This window comes from Dehalococcoidia bacterium (assembly GCA_025060295.1).
Classification (GTDB): domain Bacteria; phylum Chloroflexota; class Dehalococcoidia; order Lucifugimonadales; family HRBIN23; genus HRBIN23.
Genome location: JANXCH010000009.1, coordinates 17698 through 34599, shown reverse-complemented (window position 1 = coordinate 34599; position 16902 = coordinate 17698). Strand labels below are relative to the sequence as shown.

Annotated in this window: 17 protein-coding genes and 2 pseudogenes; 13 read left to right on the top strand and 6 right to left on the bottom strand. The window is 63.9% G+C overall.

Features of this window, described 5'->3' with window-relative positions; all coding sequences use genetic code 11:
- Nucleotides 1-24 precede the first annotated feature (24 nt).
- The 3 genes from NZ951_04565 to NZ951_04555 all read left to right on the top strand — a co-directional run bounded on the left by NZ951_04565 (nucleotide 25) and on the right by NZ951_04555 (nucleotide 2092).
- Nucleotides 25-606 (top strand): sigma-70 family RNA polymerase sigma factor, encoded by a 582-nt coding sequence (locus NZ951_04565; GenBank protein ID MCS7207194.1) that lies wholly within the window; start codon nucleotides 25-27, stop codon nucleotides 604-606.
- Nucleotides 607-625: 19 nt separating this feature from the next.
- Nucleotides 626-1213: a zf-HC2 domain-containing protein gene (locus NZ951_04560; GenBank protein ID MCS7207193.1), complete on the top strand. Its 588-nt coding sequence runs from the start codon at nucleotides 626-628 to the stop codon at nucleotides 1211-1213.
- A gap of 69 nt (nucleotides 1214-1282) precedes the next feature.
- On the top strand, nucleotides 1283-2092 hold the full coding sequence (locus NZ951_04555; GenBank protein ID MCS7207192.1) for an SIMPL domain-containing protein: 810 nt from the start codon (nucleotides 1283-1285) through the stop codon (nucleotides 2090-2092).
- Here NZ951_04555 and NZ951_04550 read toward each other — a convergent pair.
- The 6 genes and pseudogenes from NZ951_04550 to NZ951_04525 form a co-directional block, all read right to left on the bottom strand.
- The gene (locus NZ951_04550) at nucleotides 2089-3159 is read right to left on the bottom strand and encodes an ABC transporter permease (protein MCS7207191.1); all 1071 of its coding nucleotides are present in this window, start codon (nucleotides 3157-3159) and stop codon (nucleotides 2089-2091) included. The genes NZ951_04555 and NZ951_04550 overlap by 4 nt on opposite strands.
- 10 nt (nucleotides 3160-3169) lie before the next feature.
- Nucleotides 3170-4105: an ABC transporter ATP-binding protein gene (locus tag NZ951_04545; GenBank protein ID MCS7207190.1), complete on the bottom strand. Its 936-nt coding sequence runs from the start codon at nucleotides 4103-4105 to the stop codon at nucleotides 3170-3172.
- 121 nt (nucleotides 4106-4226) lie between these two features.
- Nucleotides 4227-5177, bottom strand: coding sequence for a malate dehydrogenase (gene mdh / locus NZ951_04540; protein MCS7207189.1), 951 nt, complete (start codon nucleotides 5175-5177; stop codon nucleotides 4227-4229).
- On the bottom strand, nucleotides 5170-6270 hold the full coding sequence (locus NZ951_04535) for an isocitrate/isopropylmalate dehydrogenase family protein (GenBank protein ID MCS7207188.1): 1101 nt from the start codon (nucleotides 6268-6270) through the stop codon (nucleotides 5170-5172). Before NZ951_04535 ends, mdh begins: the two co-directional genes overlap by 8 nt.
- A 195-nt stretch (nucleotides 6271-6465) precedes the next feature.
- Nucleotides 6466-6618: pseudogene (locus NZ951_04530) on the bottom strand (acetyl-CoA carboxylase biotin carboxyl carrier protein subunit).
- A 170-nt stretch (nucleotides 6619-6788) separates the two neighbouring features.
- Nucleotides 6789-8351 (bottom strand): acyl-CoA carboxylase subunit beta, encoded by a 1563-nt coding sequence (locus NZ951_04525; protein ID MCS7207187.1) that lies wholly within the window; start codon nucleotides 8349-8351, stop codon nucleotides 6789-6791.
- Between the two features lie 266 nt (nucleotides 8352-8617).
- Here NZ951_04525 and NZ951_04520 point away from each other — a divergent pair.
- The 10 genes and pseudogenes from NZ951_04520 to NZ951_04475 all read left to right on the top strand — a co-directional run bounded on the left by NZ951_04520 (nucleotide 8618) and on the right by NZ951_04475 (nucleotide 16892).
- A pseudogene (locus NZ951_04520) lies at nucleotides 8618-8816 on the top strand (hypothetical protein).
- Between the two features lie 23 nt (nucleotides 8817-8839).
- Nucleotides 8840-10324, top strand: coding sequence for an ABC transporter substrate-binding protein (locus NZ951_04515; GenBank protein MCS7207186.1), 1485 nt, complete (start codon nucleotides 8840-8842; stop codon nucleotides 10322-10324).
- Between the two features lie 424 nt (nucleotides 10325-10748).
- Nucleotides 10749-11693: an ABC transporter permease gene (locus tag NZ951_04510; GenBank protein MCS7207185.1), complete on the top strand. Its 945-nt coding sequence runs from the start codon at nucleotides 10749-10751 to the stop codon at nucleotides 11691-11693.
- Nucleotides 11694-11708: 15 nt separating this feature from the next.
- Nucleotides 11709-12611, top strand: a complete 903-nt coding sequence (locus tag NZ951_04505; protein ID MCS7207184.1) for an ABC transporter permease — start codon at nucleotides 11709-11711, stop codon at nucleotides 12609-12611.
- Nucleotides 12612-12787: 176 nt separating this feature from the next.
- Nucleotides 12788-13486, top strand: a complete 699-nt coding sequence (locus NZ951_04500) for a hypothetical protein (GenBank protein MCS7207183.1) — start codon at nucleotides 12788-12790, stop codon at nucleotides 13484-13486.
- A gap of 33 nt (nucleotides 13487-13519) precedes the next feature.
- A complete protein-coding gene (xerD, locus tag NZ951_04495) occupies nucleotides 13520-14416 on the top strand; it encodes a site-specific tyrosine recombinase XerD (GenBank protein ID MCS7207182.1) in 897 nt (298 codons plus the stop codon).
- Nucleotides 14417-14487: 71 nt separating this feature from the next.
- Entirely contained in the window at nucleotides 14488-15141 is a 654-nt protein-coding gene (locus NZ951_04490; GenBank protein ID MCS7207181.1) for a hypothetical protein, read from the top strand.
- A gap of 48 nt (nucleotides 15142-15189) precedes the next feature.
- Nucleotides 15190-15810: a phage tail protein gene (locus tag NZ951_04485; protein MCS7207180.1), complete on the top strand. Its 621-nt coding sequence runs from the start codon at nucleotides 15190-15192 to the stop codon at nucleotides 15808-15810.
- Nucleotides 15811-15822: 12 nt separating this feature from the next.
- On the top strand, nucleotides 15823-16380 hold the full coding sequence (locus tag NZ951_04480) for a hypothetical protein (protein ID MCS7207179.1): 558 nt from the start codon (nucleotides 15823-15825) through the stop codon (nucleotides 16378-16380).
- A gap of 56 nt (nucleotides 16381-16436) precedes the next feature.
- Nucleotides 16437-16892: an RpiB/LacA/LacB family sugar-phosphate isomerase gene (locus tag NZ951_04475; protein MCS7207178.1), complete on the top strand. Its 456-nt coding sequence runs from the start codon at nucleotides 16437-16439 to the stop codon at nucleotides 16890-16892.
- Nucleotides 16893-16902 lie beyond the last annotated feature (10 nt).

Genomic DNA, 16902 nt, shown 5'->3' with positions numbered 1-16902 from the left:
ATGATATAAGGTTAGGGGTGGAGTGTGGACGACGCCCTGCTCATCGCCCAGAGCAAGCAAGGGGATTCCGAGGCCTTCAACCGCCTAGTGGTCCGCTACCAGGGGCAGGTGTTCACCCTGGCCTACCGCATGCTGGGCGACCGGGCCGCCGCCGAAGACGCCACCCAGGAGACCTTCCTCTCTGCCTATCAGAACATTCACTCCTTCCACGAGGGGAACTTTCGCGCCTGGCTGTTGCGCATTGCTGTCAATGCCTGCCGCGACCACCTACGCTCCGGTTATCGGCGGAAGACCCTCTCCCTGGAGGGCATGGCCGAGGAGGACCCCACCACACCGTTCCCCAGTAACGATGAGGCCCCCGAAGACTACGCCTTGCGCCGGGAACTGCGGGAGGCCATCGCCCAGGGTCTGAAGGCCCTCCCCCCTGACCAGCGCCTCGCCATCCTCCTGGTGGATGTGCAGGGCCTCTCCTACGAGGAGGCGGCACAGGTGATGGGCGTCCCCATCGGCACCGTCAAATCTCGCCTCAGCCGCGCCCGCCTGGCTATGCGCACCTTCCTGCTGAGCAAAAAGGAACTTCTCCCCACCTCCCTCCGTTCTCCTTAGCAGAGGGGGTGTGACCTATATGTGGCTGTGGGGACGGCGTCGTGGGGCGCATCCCAGCCCAGAAATGCTCTCCTGCTTCCTGGACGACCAGGTGAGCAAAGGGGAGCGTCTACGCATAGAAAGGCACCTGGAGGTGTGTGCGGAGTGCCGTCGGATGGTGGAGGACTTGCGCCAGGTGCGTCAGTGGCTCCAGACCCTTCCCCAAGAGCAACCGTCCTCCCCCATTCGCATCGCCCCACCTGCACCGCATCCTGCCCCGCGCTTGGCCGTCCCCCACCTGCTCGTTCCCAGCGCGGTGGCTATGGGTCTGCTCCTGATGGTTCTGGTGGCCACGGATCTCTCCCTCGGCTTCCAGGCTCGTCAGGGCACTCCCCTGCCTCCCCCTGCTGCCTCGGCTACTCAGCCCGGTCAAAGCGTGCTCATCCTTGCCCCCGACATCCCCAAAGAGGCGGTCCCACCCCCGTCCCCCTCTCCTACACCTATCGGCGAGGCTCTGCCCAAGCCGACCCCCCGTCCCCTTCTGGCCTGGGGCCTTGTGGAAGGCGTGGTGACTGGCGTCTTGCTCCTGATGCTGGCCCTGGCACGCCTGGTGCGCCGGATGGCCTAGTTTCCCTCTTGGGAACCTTTCACTGCTGCGCAGTGTAGTATCCTGTGGAGCCCCTGGTGGAGGTGGCCCATGCGCCGATACGCTTTGGCTTTCGCTTTGGCCCTTACCGTATGGGTTTTAGTCGGGTGCACCCGTCCCGCCAGTCCCCCTGCCAGCACTGCCCCGGGTGCCCCACCTGCACTCCCGGCCACCGGTGCCTCCCTGGTGGTGCAGCCCTCCCAGCCCGCCGGCCTCTGGGTAACGGGCGAGGGACGGCTTACCCTTACCCCCACTGTGGCCCACCTCTCCCTGGGAGTAGAGGCCCGCGCCGACACCGTGAGCGCCGCCCGCGACGAAGCCGCCCGCGCCTTGAGGCGCATCCTGGACGCCCTCAAGGCCAACGGCATCGCCGAGCGGGATATCCAAACCCGCTACTTCACCATTCAGCCTCTTTACACCTACCGGGAGCGCGTCCTCCCCGGCGGCGAACGGCAAGGGGAGCAGGTGCTCATCGGCTACCAGGTGAGCAACCTGGTAAGCGTGAAAGTGCGCGCCCTGGACCGCATCGGCACGGTGATAGACGATGCCGTGGCAGCGGGGGGGAACCTGGTACGGGTGCAGGGCATCGCCTTCGGAGTGGAGGATGGGGAGCACCGGCGCGCCCTGGCCCAGGCACGGGAGGCGGCTGTCAAAGACGCTTTAGACAAAGCCCGCCAGATGGCCTCGGCCGCCGGCATCAGTTTGGGTAAGCTGATCTCTTTGAGTGAAGCGGGGGGCGGTGTGCCCCTCGCCCCGCTGGAGGCGATGCGGGCGGCGACGGCCCCCGAGACACCCACACCTATCAGCCCCGGGGAACTGACGGTAACCGTTACGGTGCAGGCCCTGTTCGCCCTGCCTTAGGTAAAACGGAACAAGCGGACAGCCAGCACAGCGCTCACCACCATCCAGCCCCCCAGGATAGCCAAATCCACGGGATAGGCCCACAGGGGCTTGGCCTCTAACAGCATCCCCCGCAGGGAGTCAATAAGGGGCGTCAGGGGCAAGTATTGGGCCATCACCGCCAACACACGGGGCAAACCTGCCGTGTCAAAAAATACCCCCGAGAAGATCATCATAGGCATGGCGATGGCGTTGCCCAACCCGCTGGCGGCGTTCACTGTCTTGGAGACAGCCCCCGCCACAAACCCCAAGTTGAGGAAGATCATATTGCTCACCATGATCAAAGGAATGCCCCACACCAGCCCGCGCGGGACAATATAGGCGTCAAAAGCCAAAACCCCGACCGCTAGGAGCAACCCCGCCTGCACCCCTGCCAAGACCATATTGGCCAGCACGCGGGCCAAAAAGAAAGTCCCCACCGACAGGGGTGTGGTCTGCAACCGCTTCAACAGTTTCAGTTCCCTTGCCTCCGCCAGCCCCACCGCCATCCCAATGATTGAGAACTGCATCACCGCCATTCCCACCAAGCCCGGCAGCACGAAGTCAAAGTAGCGCAGACGGCGCGATTGAACAGGCTCAGCCTGCAAAGACAGCACCCGCTGCGCCCCGATGAGGTGTAAGTTCATCTCATCCACATAGCGTTGCACCACCCCCACCACCAGTGGGGCCGTGACTTGGGCGCGGTCGTACAACATGGTAACCGTGGACGCTTCGCCCCCCCGCCCGAACTCCGGCGGCAGGATAAGCGCATAGCGCACATCCCCCTGCGTCAGGGCGGTGCGCGCCCGCTCCTCATCGGGGTAAGGCTCCAACTTCAGCACCGGATTGGCCCCCAGCGCCGCCAGAAAACCCTGGGATGCCCCGTTCTGGGCGTGGTCCACCACCGCCACCGTGCTGGTGGGCGGTTCCCCGAACCGGAAGAAGCCAAAGCCCACCACAAAGACGACCGGGAACAGCAAAGCCCAGAACAGGGCCACGCGGTCGCGTAGGAGCATCTTCAGGTTGGCCACTACCAAGGGCCACAGCACCGTCCACCTCCTAGTCCTGCAACCGCCTCCCCGTCAAGGCGAGGAACACATCCTCCAAGGTGGCCGACGTCACCTCCAGGTGCTCCAAAGGCACCGCGTGAGCCTGTGCCCACGCCAGCAAGTCCCGCAACGTGCGGGTAGCATCGGCCGATCGCAGGTGATAGGTGCCGTTCTGGTGCACCACCTGCCCTTTCACCCCATCCAATCGCCCCAGCACCTCCACCGCCAACGGGCGTGAACTGACCACCTTCACCACATAGGGTTGCTCTAAACGCCGCACCAAGCCCATCGGAGTATCCAAGGCCACAATTGTCCCCCGGTCCATAATGGCCACCCGTTGGCAGAGGAACTGGGCCTCCTCCATATAGTGGGTGGTGAGCACCACCGTCCGCCCCTGGCGGTGCACCTGTTGAATAAACTCCCACAGACTGCGGCGGGCTTGAGGATCCAGGCCCGTGGTGGGCTCGTCCAAAAACAGCACCTCGGGGTCGTTGACCAGAGCGGCGGCGATGGCGAACCGCTGTTTCTGCCCGCCCGACAGTTTGGCCACCGTGCTGTTGGCCTTCTCCTCCAGCCCCACCATCCGCAGCAACTCCATCGGGGGGAGACGCCGCCGATACAAACGCCCGAACAGGTGCAAAATCTCCTTTAGAGTGAGGAACTCAAAATAGGCCGAGGCCTGCAGGTGTACCCCAATCCGCTCCTTCACCTTATGGGGCTCCTGATGGGTGTCCATGCCCAACACCAGGGTGCGCCCCGCATCGGGGGTGAGCAGGCCCTCAATGGTCTCAAGGAGGGTGGTCTTCCCCGCGCCGTTGGGGCCGAGAACGCCGAAGATCTCCCCTTTGCGCACCGTAAAGGAAACCTCGTTCACGGCCACCAGCGTGCCGTACCGCTTCACCAGGCCCTCTACTCGGATGGCCTCGTCCGACAAGGGGCCGTGCATCGGCGCCTCCACTTGTCTATTGTATGCTACGGCGCGTGGGGACAACCCCTGCATGGGGTGCCGCCCAAAACACAAGGAGGGGGGATTCCCCCCTCCTGGCACACTGAGATCCCCGATGGCGCTAGGTGGCAGCCGGCCTGGCCTGGCGTTGGTGCATCTTGTCCACCAGTTCCCGCACCGCAGCCGCCGAACGCTGAAGGGCGGCTGCCTCCTCCGGACGCAGGGGGAGTTCAATGATCTGCTCCACCCCCTTGGCCCCCAGTTTCACCGGCACCCCCACGCACAACCCCTTGATGCCATACTCCCCGTTCAGGTACACACAGCAGGGGAGCACCTGCTTGCGGTCGTAGACGATGGCGTCCACCATCTGCACCACCGCTGCGCTGGGGGCATAGTAGGCGCTCCCCGTCTTCAGGAGGGCCACAATCTCCCCACCCCCGTCGCGAGTGCGCTGGACGATTTTCTCCAGGCGCTCCCGAGAGAGCAGGCGCTCCACTGGGCTACCGCCCACATTGGTATACCCCACCAGGGGCACCATCGTGTCGCCGTGCCCTCCCAACACATAGGCGTGCACATCCTGCACCGACACCCCCAGCTCCATCGCCAAAAAGGTGCGGAAGCGGGCCGTATCCAGGATGCCCGACTGGCCTATCACCCGCTCCCGGGGCAACCCTGACACCTCCAAGGCGTGCTGGGTCATGGCGTCCAGAGGGTTGGTAACGACGATGAGGATGGCGTTCGGTGAACGCCGCACTGTCTCGCGGGTGACATGCCCGACGATGTCCATATTGGTGAACAGCAGGTCGTCCCGGCTCATCCCGGGCTTGCGGGCCACCCCCGAGGTGATGATCACGATATCCGAGTTAGCCGTCTCCTCGTACCCGTTGGTGCCGATGCAGCGGGCATCGGATCCCACCACCGGCCCCGATTCCAGGATGTCTAACGCCTTCCCCTGGGGCAGGCCCTCCACGATGTCCACCAGCACGATGTCGGCATAGCCTCGGTCGAACAGGCGCTGGGCGACGCTGGCTCCCACATTCCCCGCCCCCACCACGGTGATCTTCCTACGCATGGGTCTTCACCTCCTGCAGTTTGCGGATAATGGCGTCCGCCATCTGGGCTGTGCCCACAGCGGTGGGGTCGTCCCGGTGGGGCTTGAAGTCGTAGGTGACATACTTCCCCTCGCGGATGACCTCAGCCACAGCCCGCTCCACCCGGTCGGCCGCCTCCTTCTCCCCCAGGTAGCGGAGCATCAGCACGCCCGAGAGAATCATCGCCGTGGGATTCACCTTATTGAGCCCCTTATAGCGGGGGGCGGAGCCGTGCACCGCCTCAAACACCGCCCCGTGCTCCCCAATGTTGGCCCCGGGGGCGACCCCTAACCCCCCCACGAGCCCGGCGCACAGGTCCGAGCAGATGTCCCCATACAGGTTGGGGAGCACCAGCACATCAAACTCCTCGGGACGCATCACCAACTGCATAAAGGTGGCATCCACCAGGCGCTCCTCATACTGGATATCGGGATAGTTCTTGGCCACCTGGCGCGCCACCTCAAAGAACAGACCATCGGTGAACTTCAAGATGTTGGCTTTGGTAACCGCCGTAACCTTCTTGCGGTTATTCTGGCGGGCGTAGTCAAAGGCGAACTTCACGATGCGCCGTGTGCCGAACTCGGAGATGGACTTGATGGAGAAGCCCGCGTGCTCGGGGTCCAACACCTTTTGCCCACTGCGGTAAATCAGGTCAATGAGGTCTTTGGTATAGGGCCCCCCCTTGGCGAACTCCACGCCGGCGTAGAGATCCTCCGTATTCTCCCGAATGACCACCAGGTCAATGTTCTCGTACTTACTGCGCACGCCCGGGTAGGACTTGGCGGGACGCACACAGGCATACAGGTCCAGTTCCTTGCGGATGGCCACATTGACCGAGCGAAAGCCCGTGCCCACCGGGGTGGTGATAGGCCCCTTCAGGGCCACCTTATTGCGCCGAATGGACTCCAGCACGCCCTGGGGGAGGGGGGTGCCGTATTTGGCCATCACCTCCTCGCCCGCCTCCTGCACTTCCCACTCAATCTGCACCCCCGAAGCCTCCAGCACCCGCACCGCCGCCTGGGTTACCTCCGGCCCTATGCCGTCCCCTGGGATAAGGGTTACCCTGTAGGTCATATGCTCCCTCCGTTGCTCCTGACGCTCCGTGTGCCTCCCCCTCTGTCTGTCTGCCCCATAGAATACCCCAAAACCCCTGATAGAGTATACCTATAGGCCTGCCCCCATAAAAGGGGGGAGCACCCTCCCTGGCGCTCCCCTGGCGACAAGGCTTCACTCTATTATAGCCAAGACCTCCCCCCTCTGGACCTTCTGGCCGGGGCGGCCCTGCAGGCGCACCACACCCCCGCACGGGGCCGTGAGGGCGTTCTCCATTTTCATGGCCTCCAAATAGGCCACCACTTGCCCCTCCTGCACCCGCTGCCCCTCCTCCACCAGATAGCGGGTCACAACCCCCGGCATCGGTGCCACCAGACGGTTCTCCCGCACTGCGGGTGGTCGGGGGGGCAGGGGTAAGGTGTGCAGGTGGCCGGGGATGTGGGGATACAGAGAGGAGACCCCCCGCCGGAAGAGGCGCATGCCTCGGGCCTGCCAGGGCACCTGTCGCCACACCGACGGCACAGACACGGTCCAGACACCTATAGGGGGATGTTGCCGTGCTTCTTGGGAGGAAGGGTATCCCGTTTGTTGGCCAGCATCGCCAGGGCGCGGATGATTTTGGGGCGTGTCTCGGCAGGGTCTATCACATCGTCCAGGAACCCCCGGCTGGCGGCCACATAGGGGTTAGCGAAACGCTCCTTGTAGTCCTGAATGAGGCGCGCCCGCTCCCCCTCCGGATCGGGGTGTTTTGCCAGGTGCTCCCGATAGAGGATGTTCACCGCCCCCTCCGGCCCCATCACCGCCACCTCTCCTGTCGGCCAGGCGTAGTTGATGTCGCCCCGCAGGTGCTTGCTGCTCATCACCAGATAGGCCCCCCCATACGCCTTGCGCAACAGCACACTCACTTTGGGCACCGTCGCCTCCGTGTAGGCGTAGATGAGCTTGGCCCCGTGGCGGATGATGCCCCCGTGCTCCTGGTGCACGCCCGGCATGAAGCCCGGCACATCCACGAAAGTGACTAACGGGATGTTGAAGCAATCGCAGAAGCGCACGAAGCGGGCCGCTTTCACCGAGGCATCAATGTCCAGCACGCCCGCCAGGTGCTGGGGCTGTTGGGCCACTACCCCCACGGCGCGCCCCGCCAGGCGCGCAAACCCGACCACGATATTGGGTGCCCACCGCTCGTGCACCTCCAGAAAATCCCCCTGGTCCACCACCCGCCGTATCACCTCCTTCACATCGTAGGACTTCATCGGGTTCTCGGGCACCAGCACCCGCAGAGCCTCGTCCCGCCGGTCAGGAGGGTCGCCCGTATCCAGGATAGGAGGGTCCTCCGTGTTGTTACTGGGGAGAAAAGAGAGGAGACGACGCACCTGCTGTAAACACTCCTGCTCCGTGTCAAAGGCGAAGTGAGCCACCCCGCTCTTGGTGGTATGGACGTGGGCACCCCCCAGCTCTTCGTGGGTCACCTCCTCCCCCGTTACCGCCTTGATGACATCGGGGCCGGTGATATACATCTGCCCGATGCCCCGCACCATGAACACGAAGTCGGTGAGGGCGGGGGAGTAGGTGGCTCCCCCGGCGCTCGGGCCCAAGATAACCGAAATCTGGGGAATAACCCCACTGGCCAGCACATTGCGTTTGAAGATCTCCCCATACCCCGCCAAGCTCAGCACCCCCTCTTGAATACGTGCCCCGCCCGAGTCGCACATCCCCACCACGGGAGCTCCCACCTTCATAGCCAAGTCCATAATCTTGCAGATCTTCTCGGCCACCGCCTCCGACAGGGAGCCTCCCAGCACTGTAAAGTCCTGGGCATACACAAACACCGTGCGCCCGTCCACCGTCCCCCAGCCCGTTACCACCGCATCCCCCAGCACCTTCTGCTCTGCCAAGCCGAACTCGGAGGTGCGGTGGGTGACGAACATGTCCAGTTCGTGGAAACTCCCCTCGTCCAGAAACAGGGCGATGCGCTCCCGAGCGGTGAGTTTACCCTTGCCGTGCTGTTGCTGAATGCGCTTTTCCCCCCCGCCTAAGCGGGCCTGGGCCTGCAGGCGCAAGAGGTGCTCCAGTTTCGGGGGCAAAGAGGTCTGGTTGTCCATACGCCCTCAACGACACCGTTCCAGCGTTGCCATATATTATACCCGAACGCCCAACCCAGCCCTTTGCCCACAACGCCCCCAGCACGCGCGCCTCGGGCAAGCCCCCTTGACAAACGGGGCAGGGGGGACTATAGTAATCGTGAAGTTTGGAACAACCTCTGTTGCGGGGTCTCACGGACTAAGGGTGGGGGACTATCGTGCGCCTTGTCGGAGTGCTCGTGAGCCTTGCGGCCCTGGCGCTTCTGGCCTGTCGCCCGGCGGGAGCGCCGACACCCACCGCCACCCCTGGTGTCCCGCCCGCCCCTGTCTCGGCACCCACCGTTGCCCCCGTGCCCGAGGGGCCTGCGCCTACCACCCCTGACGCTGCCCCCACCACGCCCCCCATCCTTCTGCCCACCCCAACACCCACCCCCATCCCCACACCCGCGCCGATAGCCCGCCCCCGCTACGGAGGCACCTTCCGCTACGCCGCCCCCGAACCCCCCAGCCTGGACATCCACGCCTTCATCAGTTCCCCCACCCAAGCCCACGGGAGTTATGTCTACAACGGCCTCCTGCGCTTCCCCTACCCCCACGAACAGAAGTTCCCCGCCGACTACACCATCTACCCCGATTTGGCCGAGCGCTGGGAGTTCTCCCCCGACGGTAAAACCCTCACCCTGTACCTGCGTAAAGGCGTCCGATGGCACAACAGACCCCCCGTCAACGCCCGCCTTCTGGATGCCGAGGATGTCAAGTACTCTTTGGAGCGCTTCGCCGCCCGCTCCATCTTCCGTTACCGCGCCGAACCCATCGACGCCATCGAGGTAGTGGACGCCTCCACCCTGCGCCTGCGCCTGAAGGCCCCCCACGCCCCTCTCCTGCACAACCTGGCCGACCCCTCCTTCATGTATATCCTGCCCAAAGAGGGGGGCACCTTCCGCGACTTCAACACCGTTGAGACCACCATCGGCACCGGCCCCTTCACCCTGGAGACCTACACCCGCGGTGTCCAACTGGTCTACAAGAACAACCCCGCCTTCTACGTGGAGGGCTCCCCCTATCTGGAGCAGGTGGTGTGGGAGGTGGTGGCCGACCCCGCCACCCGCCTGGCCCTTTTGCGGGCGGGGCGTGTGGACACCGTTGGCTACCGGGGCTTCATCACCGAAGAGGAGGCCCGCCCCTTAGCGAAAGTCCGTCCCGACATCCCCCAAACCAAATACCTGCGGGTGGATATGGGACACATCTACATGCGTACCGACCGCCCCCCCTTCAACGACATTCGGGTGCGGCGGGCGGTGTCGCTGGCCATCAACCGCCAGGCGTGGCTGGCCACCCTCCACGAAGGGGAAGGGTGCATAGACAACGGGCCTGTCCCCTGCGCCCTGCAAGCCTGGAAACTGGACATCAGCCGAGAGGACCCCGCCCGCCTGAAGTATTACATCGGTTACGACCCCGCCGAGGCCCGCCGCCTCCTGACCGAGGCGGGTTACCCCCAGGGCCTTGCCGTTACCCTGAACTATGCCCCCGTGTTCTATGGGCCCATCTGGGAATCCCGTTATGCCCTTACCCAGCAGGATCTGGAGGGGGCGGGCTTTCGCATCATCCCCAACCCCCAAGACCTGGGCCTTTATGTGTCCACCACCTTTGTGGGACGCTATGAGCACATGGCCATCGGCCCTGTAACCCCCTTCGGCGAGGTGGACGACTGGCTCTACGGCTTCTACTACCCTGGCCAAGCTAACAACCGCTCCCACGTGGATGACCCCCATTTGACCCCCCTCCTGGTAGCCCAGCGCCAGGCACTGGACCCTGCCGAGCGCCGCCGTATCGTCTTGGAGATACAGCGCTACCTGCTGGACAAGGCCTACTACATTTACTTGCCCATCGGCTACTCCTATAGCGTCCACGCCCCCCGGGTGCGCAACTTCGTCCAGCACGACTCCCACGGCACAGGCAAAATTCTGCAGTGGACCTGGGTAGAGGGGCCATAACCCAGAGCGGGGCGCCCCCCTTTCTGACAAGGTACGCCAACTGTCGTCCCCTGCCTTGCTTTGCTTCGGGATTCCCTAAGCGAACGGTTTCCGCCTAGTTGCACTCACTGCGCGGGCAAAAAATCCATCATCCCCCTCTGCCCCCTTGACAAAGGGCGTACACCGTTCCTATACTAATGCCACCTTGTGCCACCTTGCGGACGGGAAAGGAGGTCCGCATGCGGCGCGCTATCCGCAATCGGCAACTTGAGAGTTCATGCCCCCTCCAGCGCCTTTCCAGCATTCCACCGCACCAACCCTCTGTGCGGGACACGGCGTCGCCCTGTGTGCATCCACCCCCGGGTGCGGGCCGTCGTGCAGCAGGCTTCCACACACCACTGGTCCACTCATCCAGAAGTAACTAGAAGAGCGGTAGGGGGAACCGATGCGCCAATACATCCTGCGCCGGATGTTTTATGTTGTTCCCACCCTTTTTGTGGTAACCATCGTCGTCTTCTTGATGCTTCGCTTCCTGCCTGGGGATGTGGTGCACCAAATGCTGGAGGGGTATGCGTATGCCCCCACAGTGGAGGCCCTGCGCAAAGAGCTTGGCCTGGACCGGCCTATCCTGGTCCAGTATGCTACCTGGATTAGTGACATCTTCCGAGGCGACTTGGGCCATTCCCTCTGGACGAAACAGCCCATCGTGCAGGAGTTTGCCCGCCGCTTCCCCGTTACCCTGGAACTGGCTATCCTGACCATAATCGTTTCGGTGGTCATCGGGGTTGGGGTGGGGGTGATTTCCGCTATTCGCCAGGACTCCTGGGCCGACTACCTGGGGCGCATCTTCGCCATCGCTATGCTGGCTATCCCCTTCTTTTGGCTGGCGGTGCTGGTGGTGGTGCTCCCCTCCATCTACCTGCGGTGGACACCCGTGTGGACCTATGTTTCCTTCACCGAGAATCCCCTGGAGAACTTGAAGATCATGGCCATCCCCGCCCTGGTGTTCGGGCTGACGCGGGCCGGCCCGGTCATGCGCATTATGCGCTCCGCCATGCTGGAGGTGATGCGCCAGGACTATATCCGCACCGCCTGGGCCAAGGGCCTGTCGGAGCAGGTGATCATTACCCGCCACGCCCTCAAGAACGCCCTTATCCCCGTGGTGAGCATCATCGGCATCCAGATGCCCTTCCTCATTGGGGGCTCGGTGATCATTGAGTCCATCTTTCGCCTGCCGGGGGTAGGACAGTTCTTCTTTGAAGCCCTCATTCGGCGGGACTACCCGGTGGTGCAGGGCATCAACCTCATTCTGGCCACCTTCGTTATCCTGCTCAACCTGGCAGTGGATATCAGTTACGCCTACCTGGACCCGCGCATCCGCTATCGTTAGCCTGGGAGGGAGAGCATGCGTCAGGCCGAGGCGACGGTTGGTCTGCAAACCGTGTGGAAGCGCCGCATGCCCTGGTGGGCTGAGGTGCTGGTGCGCCTGGTGCGCACCAAACCCCTGGGGCTGGTGGGGGCCATTATCCTCCTTATCATGACCTTCGCGGCCATCTTCGCAGAATTCATTACCCCCTACGGCTACGCTGAGGCTATCTTGACCGACCGCTTCGCCGGCTATAGCAGGGCCCACTGGTTGGGAGCCGACCAGCTAGGACGCGATGTGTTTACCCGCATTGTCTATGGGGCACGCATCTCCCTGGCCATCGGCTTTGTGGCTGTTGTGATCGCTTCGCTGGTCTCCCTCCTCATCGGTGTCCCCTCCGCCTACTTCGGCGGACGCACCGATATCATCCTTCAACGGCTCGTGGACGCCTGGATGGCCTTCCCGGGCCTGCTGATTTTGCTCACCGTGTTGTCTCTTACGGGGCCGGGGCTGGTGCAGATCACCGTGGTGCTGGGCATCTCCTCGGGCATCGCCAACTCCCGCGTGATTCGGGGTGTCGCCCTCTCCATCAAGGAGAACCAGTACATTGAAGCCGCCCGCGCCATAGGAGCCACACCCTTGCGCATTATGCTGGCCCATGTGGTGCCCAACACCATGGCCACGGTCATCGTGTTGGCTACTATCGGCCTGGGCACCATCATTCTCACCGAGGCGAGCCTCTCCTTCCTGGGGTATGGGGTGCCACCCCCGCGGCCCACCTGGGGCGGTATGCTCAGCCTGGAGGGCCTGCGCTACATGTATGAAGCCCCCTGGATGGCCATTTGGCCAGGCGTGGCCCTCTCCCTGGCCGTGTTCGCCTTCAATATGTTCGGGGACGCTTTGCGGGACCTCCTGGACCCCCGTCTGCGCGGGGCGGGGTAGATTCGGAGTGCACAAAGGCCCTCTCGGTTAGGGGTTGCGCCCTCGCAAATTGCCCTTTTATGCCCCTTTTTCGCCCTTGACAGGGCCGAAGTCCCAGCGCCTAGTATAAGGGTGCGACACTTTGCCCGTTGAGACGGGCCGTGGGGCCTCCTCGGAGGCCTAGATAGGTGGTAGCTATGGGGGCCTTTTCTCCCTCCCGTGTGGGCGGATGGTGTGCGGTGGCGGGGTCAGCCCTGCTCCTCATCAGTGTTCCCCTACTGGTCGCCTTGCGCCCCGATGGCCTGCCCCCCCTGCACACTCCGCTGCCCGACGCCATGCGCACTCTGCAGGGGCATCTGCTCCCCTTCTGGATAGGAGAGCACCTTGTGCTGACAGCCTTCTTCTTCTTGCTGGGGGTAGCGGTATGGGGAGCCACGCACCCCCTGCGGGAGAGGAACCGCCCCCTGGGATGGCTCGCCCTGCTGGCGGGGGGCATCGCCATGCTGGCTACCGCCCTGGCATTCTTGTGGCATGCGGTACTTGACCCCATCTTCGCCAGCCTTTACGCCACCCACGACCCCGCTGCCAGAGCCTACCTGGTGCAGATGGCCACCCAGGTGGACAAAGTGCGCTCCACCCTCCTCCTGCTGGGGTACCTGTCCATCCCCTGGGCCTTCCTGTTCACCGTGGTCCATACAGCCCACCGAACTGCGCCGCTGTGGTGGGCCTGGCTGTCCTGGACTGTGGTTATCGCTGTGGCCCTCTTTCCGCCCGTGGCCCTGGCCTGGAGCCTGCCCGCCGGGCCTATCGTGCTGGGCAAAGGTGTATCCCTGGCCGCAGGGGATGAGCGGTCCCCCTCCTCCCGCCGTCGCCTACGGGCACGGGCCTCGCCCTAGCAGAAGGAAGCACCCAGCCCAAGGGGGTGCATCGTGAAAGAGCAGATAGACGCCTTCCTGGAACACCTGGCCGTGGAGCGGGGGGCATCCCCTCACACCATTGCCGCCTATCGTAACGATTTGCACCAACTCCTGGAGTTCCTGACCACCCAGGAGCGCATCAGCCGATGGGATCAGGTTGACCTGGGGGTTTTGACCCGCTTCGTGCTGTGGCTTCTAGAGAAGCGCTACACCAACACCACCCTGGCCCGCCGGGTGGCGGCGGTCAAGTCCCTCCTCCACTTCTTGGTGCGGGAAGGGGTGCTGGCCAGCAACCCCGCCGAAGACCTGGGCTCCCCCAAAGCGGGACGCCACCTCCCCAAAGCCCTTTCCGAGGAAGAGGTGGAACGGCTCCTGCAAGCGACGGGGAAGGAGCAGACCCCCGAAGCCCTGCGCGACCGGGCTATGCTGGAACTCCTGTACGCTACGGGGATGCGGGTGAGCGAGTTAACCGGGTTGGATCTGCGGGATATTAACCTGCGGGAAGGGACAGTGCGGTGCCGGGGCAAGGGGAACAAGGAGCGGGTCATCCCCATCCACTCAGTGGCAGAGGAGGCCCTGAGGGCTTACCTGGAGCGGGGACGCCCCCGCCTTGTCCCCGATTTGCGGGAGCAGGCCCTGTTCGTCAACCAACGGGGGGAGCGCCTTACCCGCCAGGGCTTCTGGCTGATTTTGAAGGGGTATGCCCGCAAGGCGGGCATCACCTCCCCTGTTACCCCCCACACCCTGCGCCACAGTTTCGCCACCCACCTGCTCCGAGGCGGGGCACCCCTGCGCCACGTGCAGGAACTGTTGGGCCACGCCAGCATCGCCACCACCCAGATCTACACCTACCTCACCAACCAGCACCTTCAAGAGGCCTACGACAAGGCCCACCCCCGCGCCCGCTAGCACACTCCCTTGACACCCTCTTGTGGGTTTGCTATAGTGGTGCGTCCACACTTGCTAATGGGAGGATGCGCATGCGCAGGCGTGGACTGTTTCTGCCGGTGCTGTTGTTGGTGGGGGCGCTAGCCTTCCTTATCGGCTCCGCTGTGCAGGTGGCCCTTACCCGTTCCAAGACCTCCCCCACCCAGGCTCCCACCCTTACCCAGCACACCTCCCCAGCCGCCGAGACCCCATCCGATGGCTTGCGGGAGAGCCTGGCCCTGCGGGGGCGCATGCACATCCGCCTCTATGACTCCCAGGGCAACCTGGTGGACGAGCGCTCCGTCAACAACCTCATCACCCACCGGGGCAAAGCATCCATTCTCAGTGAGGCATTCGACGCATTCAACCCCATAGATCCCAACCCCGGAGGAGCAGATGCTCACCTGCCGGGAGTTGTGCAGTTAGGCGATTGTGGCGCGGATAACGTCTGCAATCCGCCCACCCCTAGTGACACCGCATTGGAGAGATACTTGCATACAATGGCCTTCCACTCTAGTGCTTTGGACATCCCGAACAAAACGGTATCCCTTGAATACCGTATCGGTGGTGGTGGGGGTACCATTCGTGAAGTGGGTATTGTTAGCAGTTCTGGTGGAGTCTTGGTCAACCGTGTGCTGCTCACCCCCCCCGTAGTCTATACTAACGCCGAATTCCTTGTGGTATCCATGGAGTTCCGTTTCCCCTAAACGAAAGAGCCCGCTGTGCATCCTTGGCCTGCTCATAGGAGGGACGCTATGGCAAAAGCGAGAATAGCCATCCTGGTGATCAGCCTCGTGGCCTTGTTGGGGGGTCTCGCCCTGCAAGGCTATGCCTTCGTCCGCACCCGCACGGGACAGTCGCCCCCTGTGGTTGGGGTGGTGCCCGAAGGGGAGGCGGGCCCCCTCGGCCTGCAGGGGCGCATGGCCGTGGTCCTCTACGACCCCGACGGACAGGTGGTGGCCCGCCACGAGGCCCGCAACATTATCACCGACATCGGTAAGGCTGCCTTCCTTGCCGAAGCCTTCGGCCCCTTCTGGACCCCCGCTAGCATCCCTGGCGACAACCTAAGCCTGACAGTGCTGGAGGTGGGCGACTGTGGCGCTGACGGGGTGTGCAACCCGCCCACCGCCTCGGACACGGCACTGGAGCGGGCCGTCCGCTTCGTGTCTCGCCTTTATACCCCTGCCGTGGATGTCGCCAGCACTAGCGTGACGATGGTTTTCCGCATCGGTACCACCACTGCCGATGAGGTCTATCGTGAGGCGGGCCTGCGGGACGCCAACCGCACTCTCCTGTTCAACCGCGTGACCTTCCCGCCGGTACACAAGCCTGCCGGTTCCAGTGTGGAGTTCTTCCTCACCTTTATCCTGCCCTAACGGAGTGGGCCTATGTGGCGGCAACGCCTGCTCACCGCCTTGGGGGTAGCCCTTGGGGCGTTCCTCCTGGGGTATCTGTTCGCCCCCTGGGGGTTGTACCTGTTGGCCAAGGAGCCACCCCCCGCAACGACCCCAGACCCCCCTCCCGCTCCCACGAAAGAACCCCCCATCACCATCCTGCCCGACCCTCCACCCGACGATAAAGGTGATCTGATTCGCATCCCCCCTATGCCACCCGGCCCTCCACCGATGCCAGGCATTCCTGCGAAGGTGGAACCCTCTGTGCCCCCACCTTTGACTTATATGCTTAACCTGTTGGAGGGTGTGCGCCGCGCCCTGTGGCTCCCCTCTGGATTTCACGAATCTTTCCTTCCCCTGACCGACACCGTTAGCCGTGCCCTTAATCTCCCCTCGGCCCCCCGAGAGACCTTCCCGCCGCTCTCCGACACCCTTAGCCGTGCCCTTAACCTCCCCTCGGCCCCCCGAGAGACCTTGCCTGCCCTCCAGGAACGGGTTCGAGCGACTGTGCATACCACCACTCCCTCGTGGGTCCAAATGGAGCGGGACTAGTCCCCCACCTTGCGCATCGGCCCCCAACCCGCTACCCTAGCAGGTGAGGGAGGACCATGCGCATCGCCATCGGCAGCGACGAGGCTACCCCCCTGACCACCTGGGTGCTGGAGCACCTGCGCCGGCTGGGGCACCAGGTCGTCCCCTTCGGCGCCCTGCGGGAGGGGGACAACCCCAACTGGCCCGTCGTGGCCCAGAGGGTGGGGGAGGCGGTGGCCTCGGGAGAGTGCCAGCAGGGCATCCTGTTCTGCTGGACGGGCACAGGGGTCTGCATGGCGGCCAACAAAGTCCCTGGGGTGCGGGCCGCCCTCTGCCCCGACGCCCCCACCGCCGCCGGCGCCCGCAAATGGAACGACGCCAATGTGCTGTGCATGAGCCTGCGCCTCACCACCCCCGCCGTGGCGCAAGAGATACTGGACGCCTGGTTCACAGCCCAACCCGACCCTTCGGAAGAGGCCAACATCACTTGGCTGAAGGAGAGGGATACACTTTCTGCCCGCCTGGGGCGGTAGGAGGGGCGGT

Coding starts and splice junctions, on each gene's coding strand:
- NZ951_04510 (MCS7207185.1), top strand. CDS start 10,749: ATGCGCCAATACATCCTGCGCCGGATGTTTTATGTTGTTCCCACCCTT.
- NZ951_04505 (MCS7207184.1), top strand. CDS start 11,709: ATGCGTCAGGCCGAGGCGACGGTTGGTCTGCAAACCGTGTGGAAGCGC.
- NZ951_04545 (MCS7207190.1), bottom strand. CDS start 4,105: ATGCACGGCCCCTTGTCGGACGAGGCCATCCGAGTAGAGGGCCTGGTG.
- NZ951_04555 (MCS7207192.1), top strand. CDS start 1,283: ATGCGCCGATACGCTTTGGCTTTCGCTTTGGCCCTTACCGTATGGGTT.
- NZ951_04480 (MCS7207179.1), top strand. CDS start 15,823: ATGTGGCGGCAACGCCTGCTCACCGCCTTGGGGGTAGCCCTTGGGGCG.
- NZ951_04535 (MCS7207188.1), bottom strand. CDS start 6,270: ATGACCTACAGGGTAACCCTTATCCCAGGGGACGGCATAGGGCCGGAG.
- NZ951_04485 (MCS7207180.1), top strand. CDS start 15,190: ATGGCAAAAGCGAGAATAGCCATCCTGGTGATCAGCCTCGTGGCCTTG.
- NZ951_04490 (MCS7207181.1), top strand. CDS start 14,488: ATGCGCAGGCGTGGACTGTTTCTGCCGGTGCTGTTGTTGGTGGGGGCG.
- NZ951_04560 (MCS7207193.1), top strand. CDS start 626: ATGTGGCTGTGGGGACGGCGTCGTGGGGCGCATCCCAGCCCAGAAATG.
- NZ951_04525 (MCS7207187.1), bottom strand. CDS start 8,351: ATGGACAACCAGACCTCTTTGCCCCCGAAACTGGAGCACCTCTTGCGC.
- NZ951_04475 (MCS7207178.1), top strand. CDS start 16,437: ATGCGCATCGCCATCGGCAGCGACGAGGCTACCCCCCTGACCACCTGG.
- mdh (MCS7207189.1), bottom strand. CDS start 5,177: ATGCGTAGGAAGATCACCGTGGTGGGGGCGGGGAATGTGGGAGCCAGC.
- NZ951_04500 (MCS7207183.1), top strand. CDS start 12,788: ATGGGGGCCTTTTCTCCCTCCCGTGTGGGCGGATGGTGTGCGGTGGCG.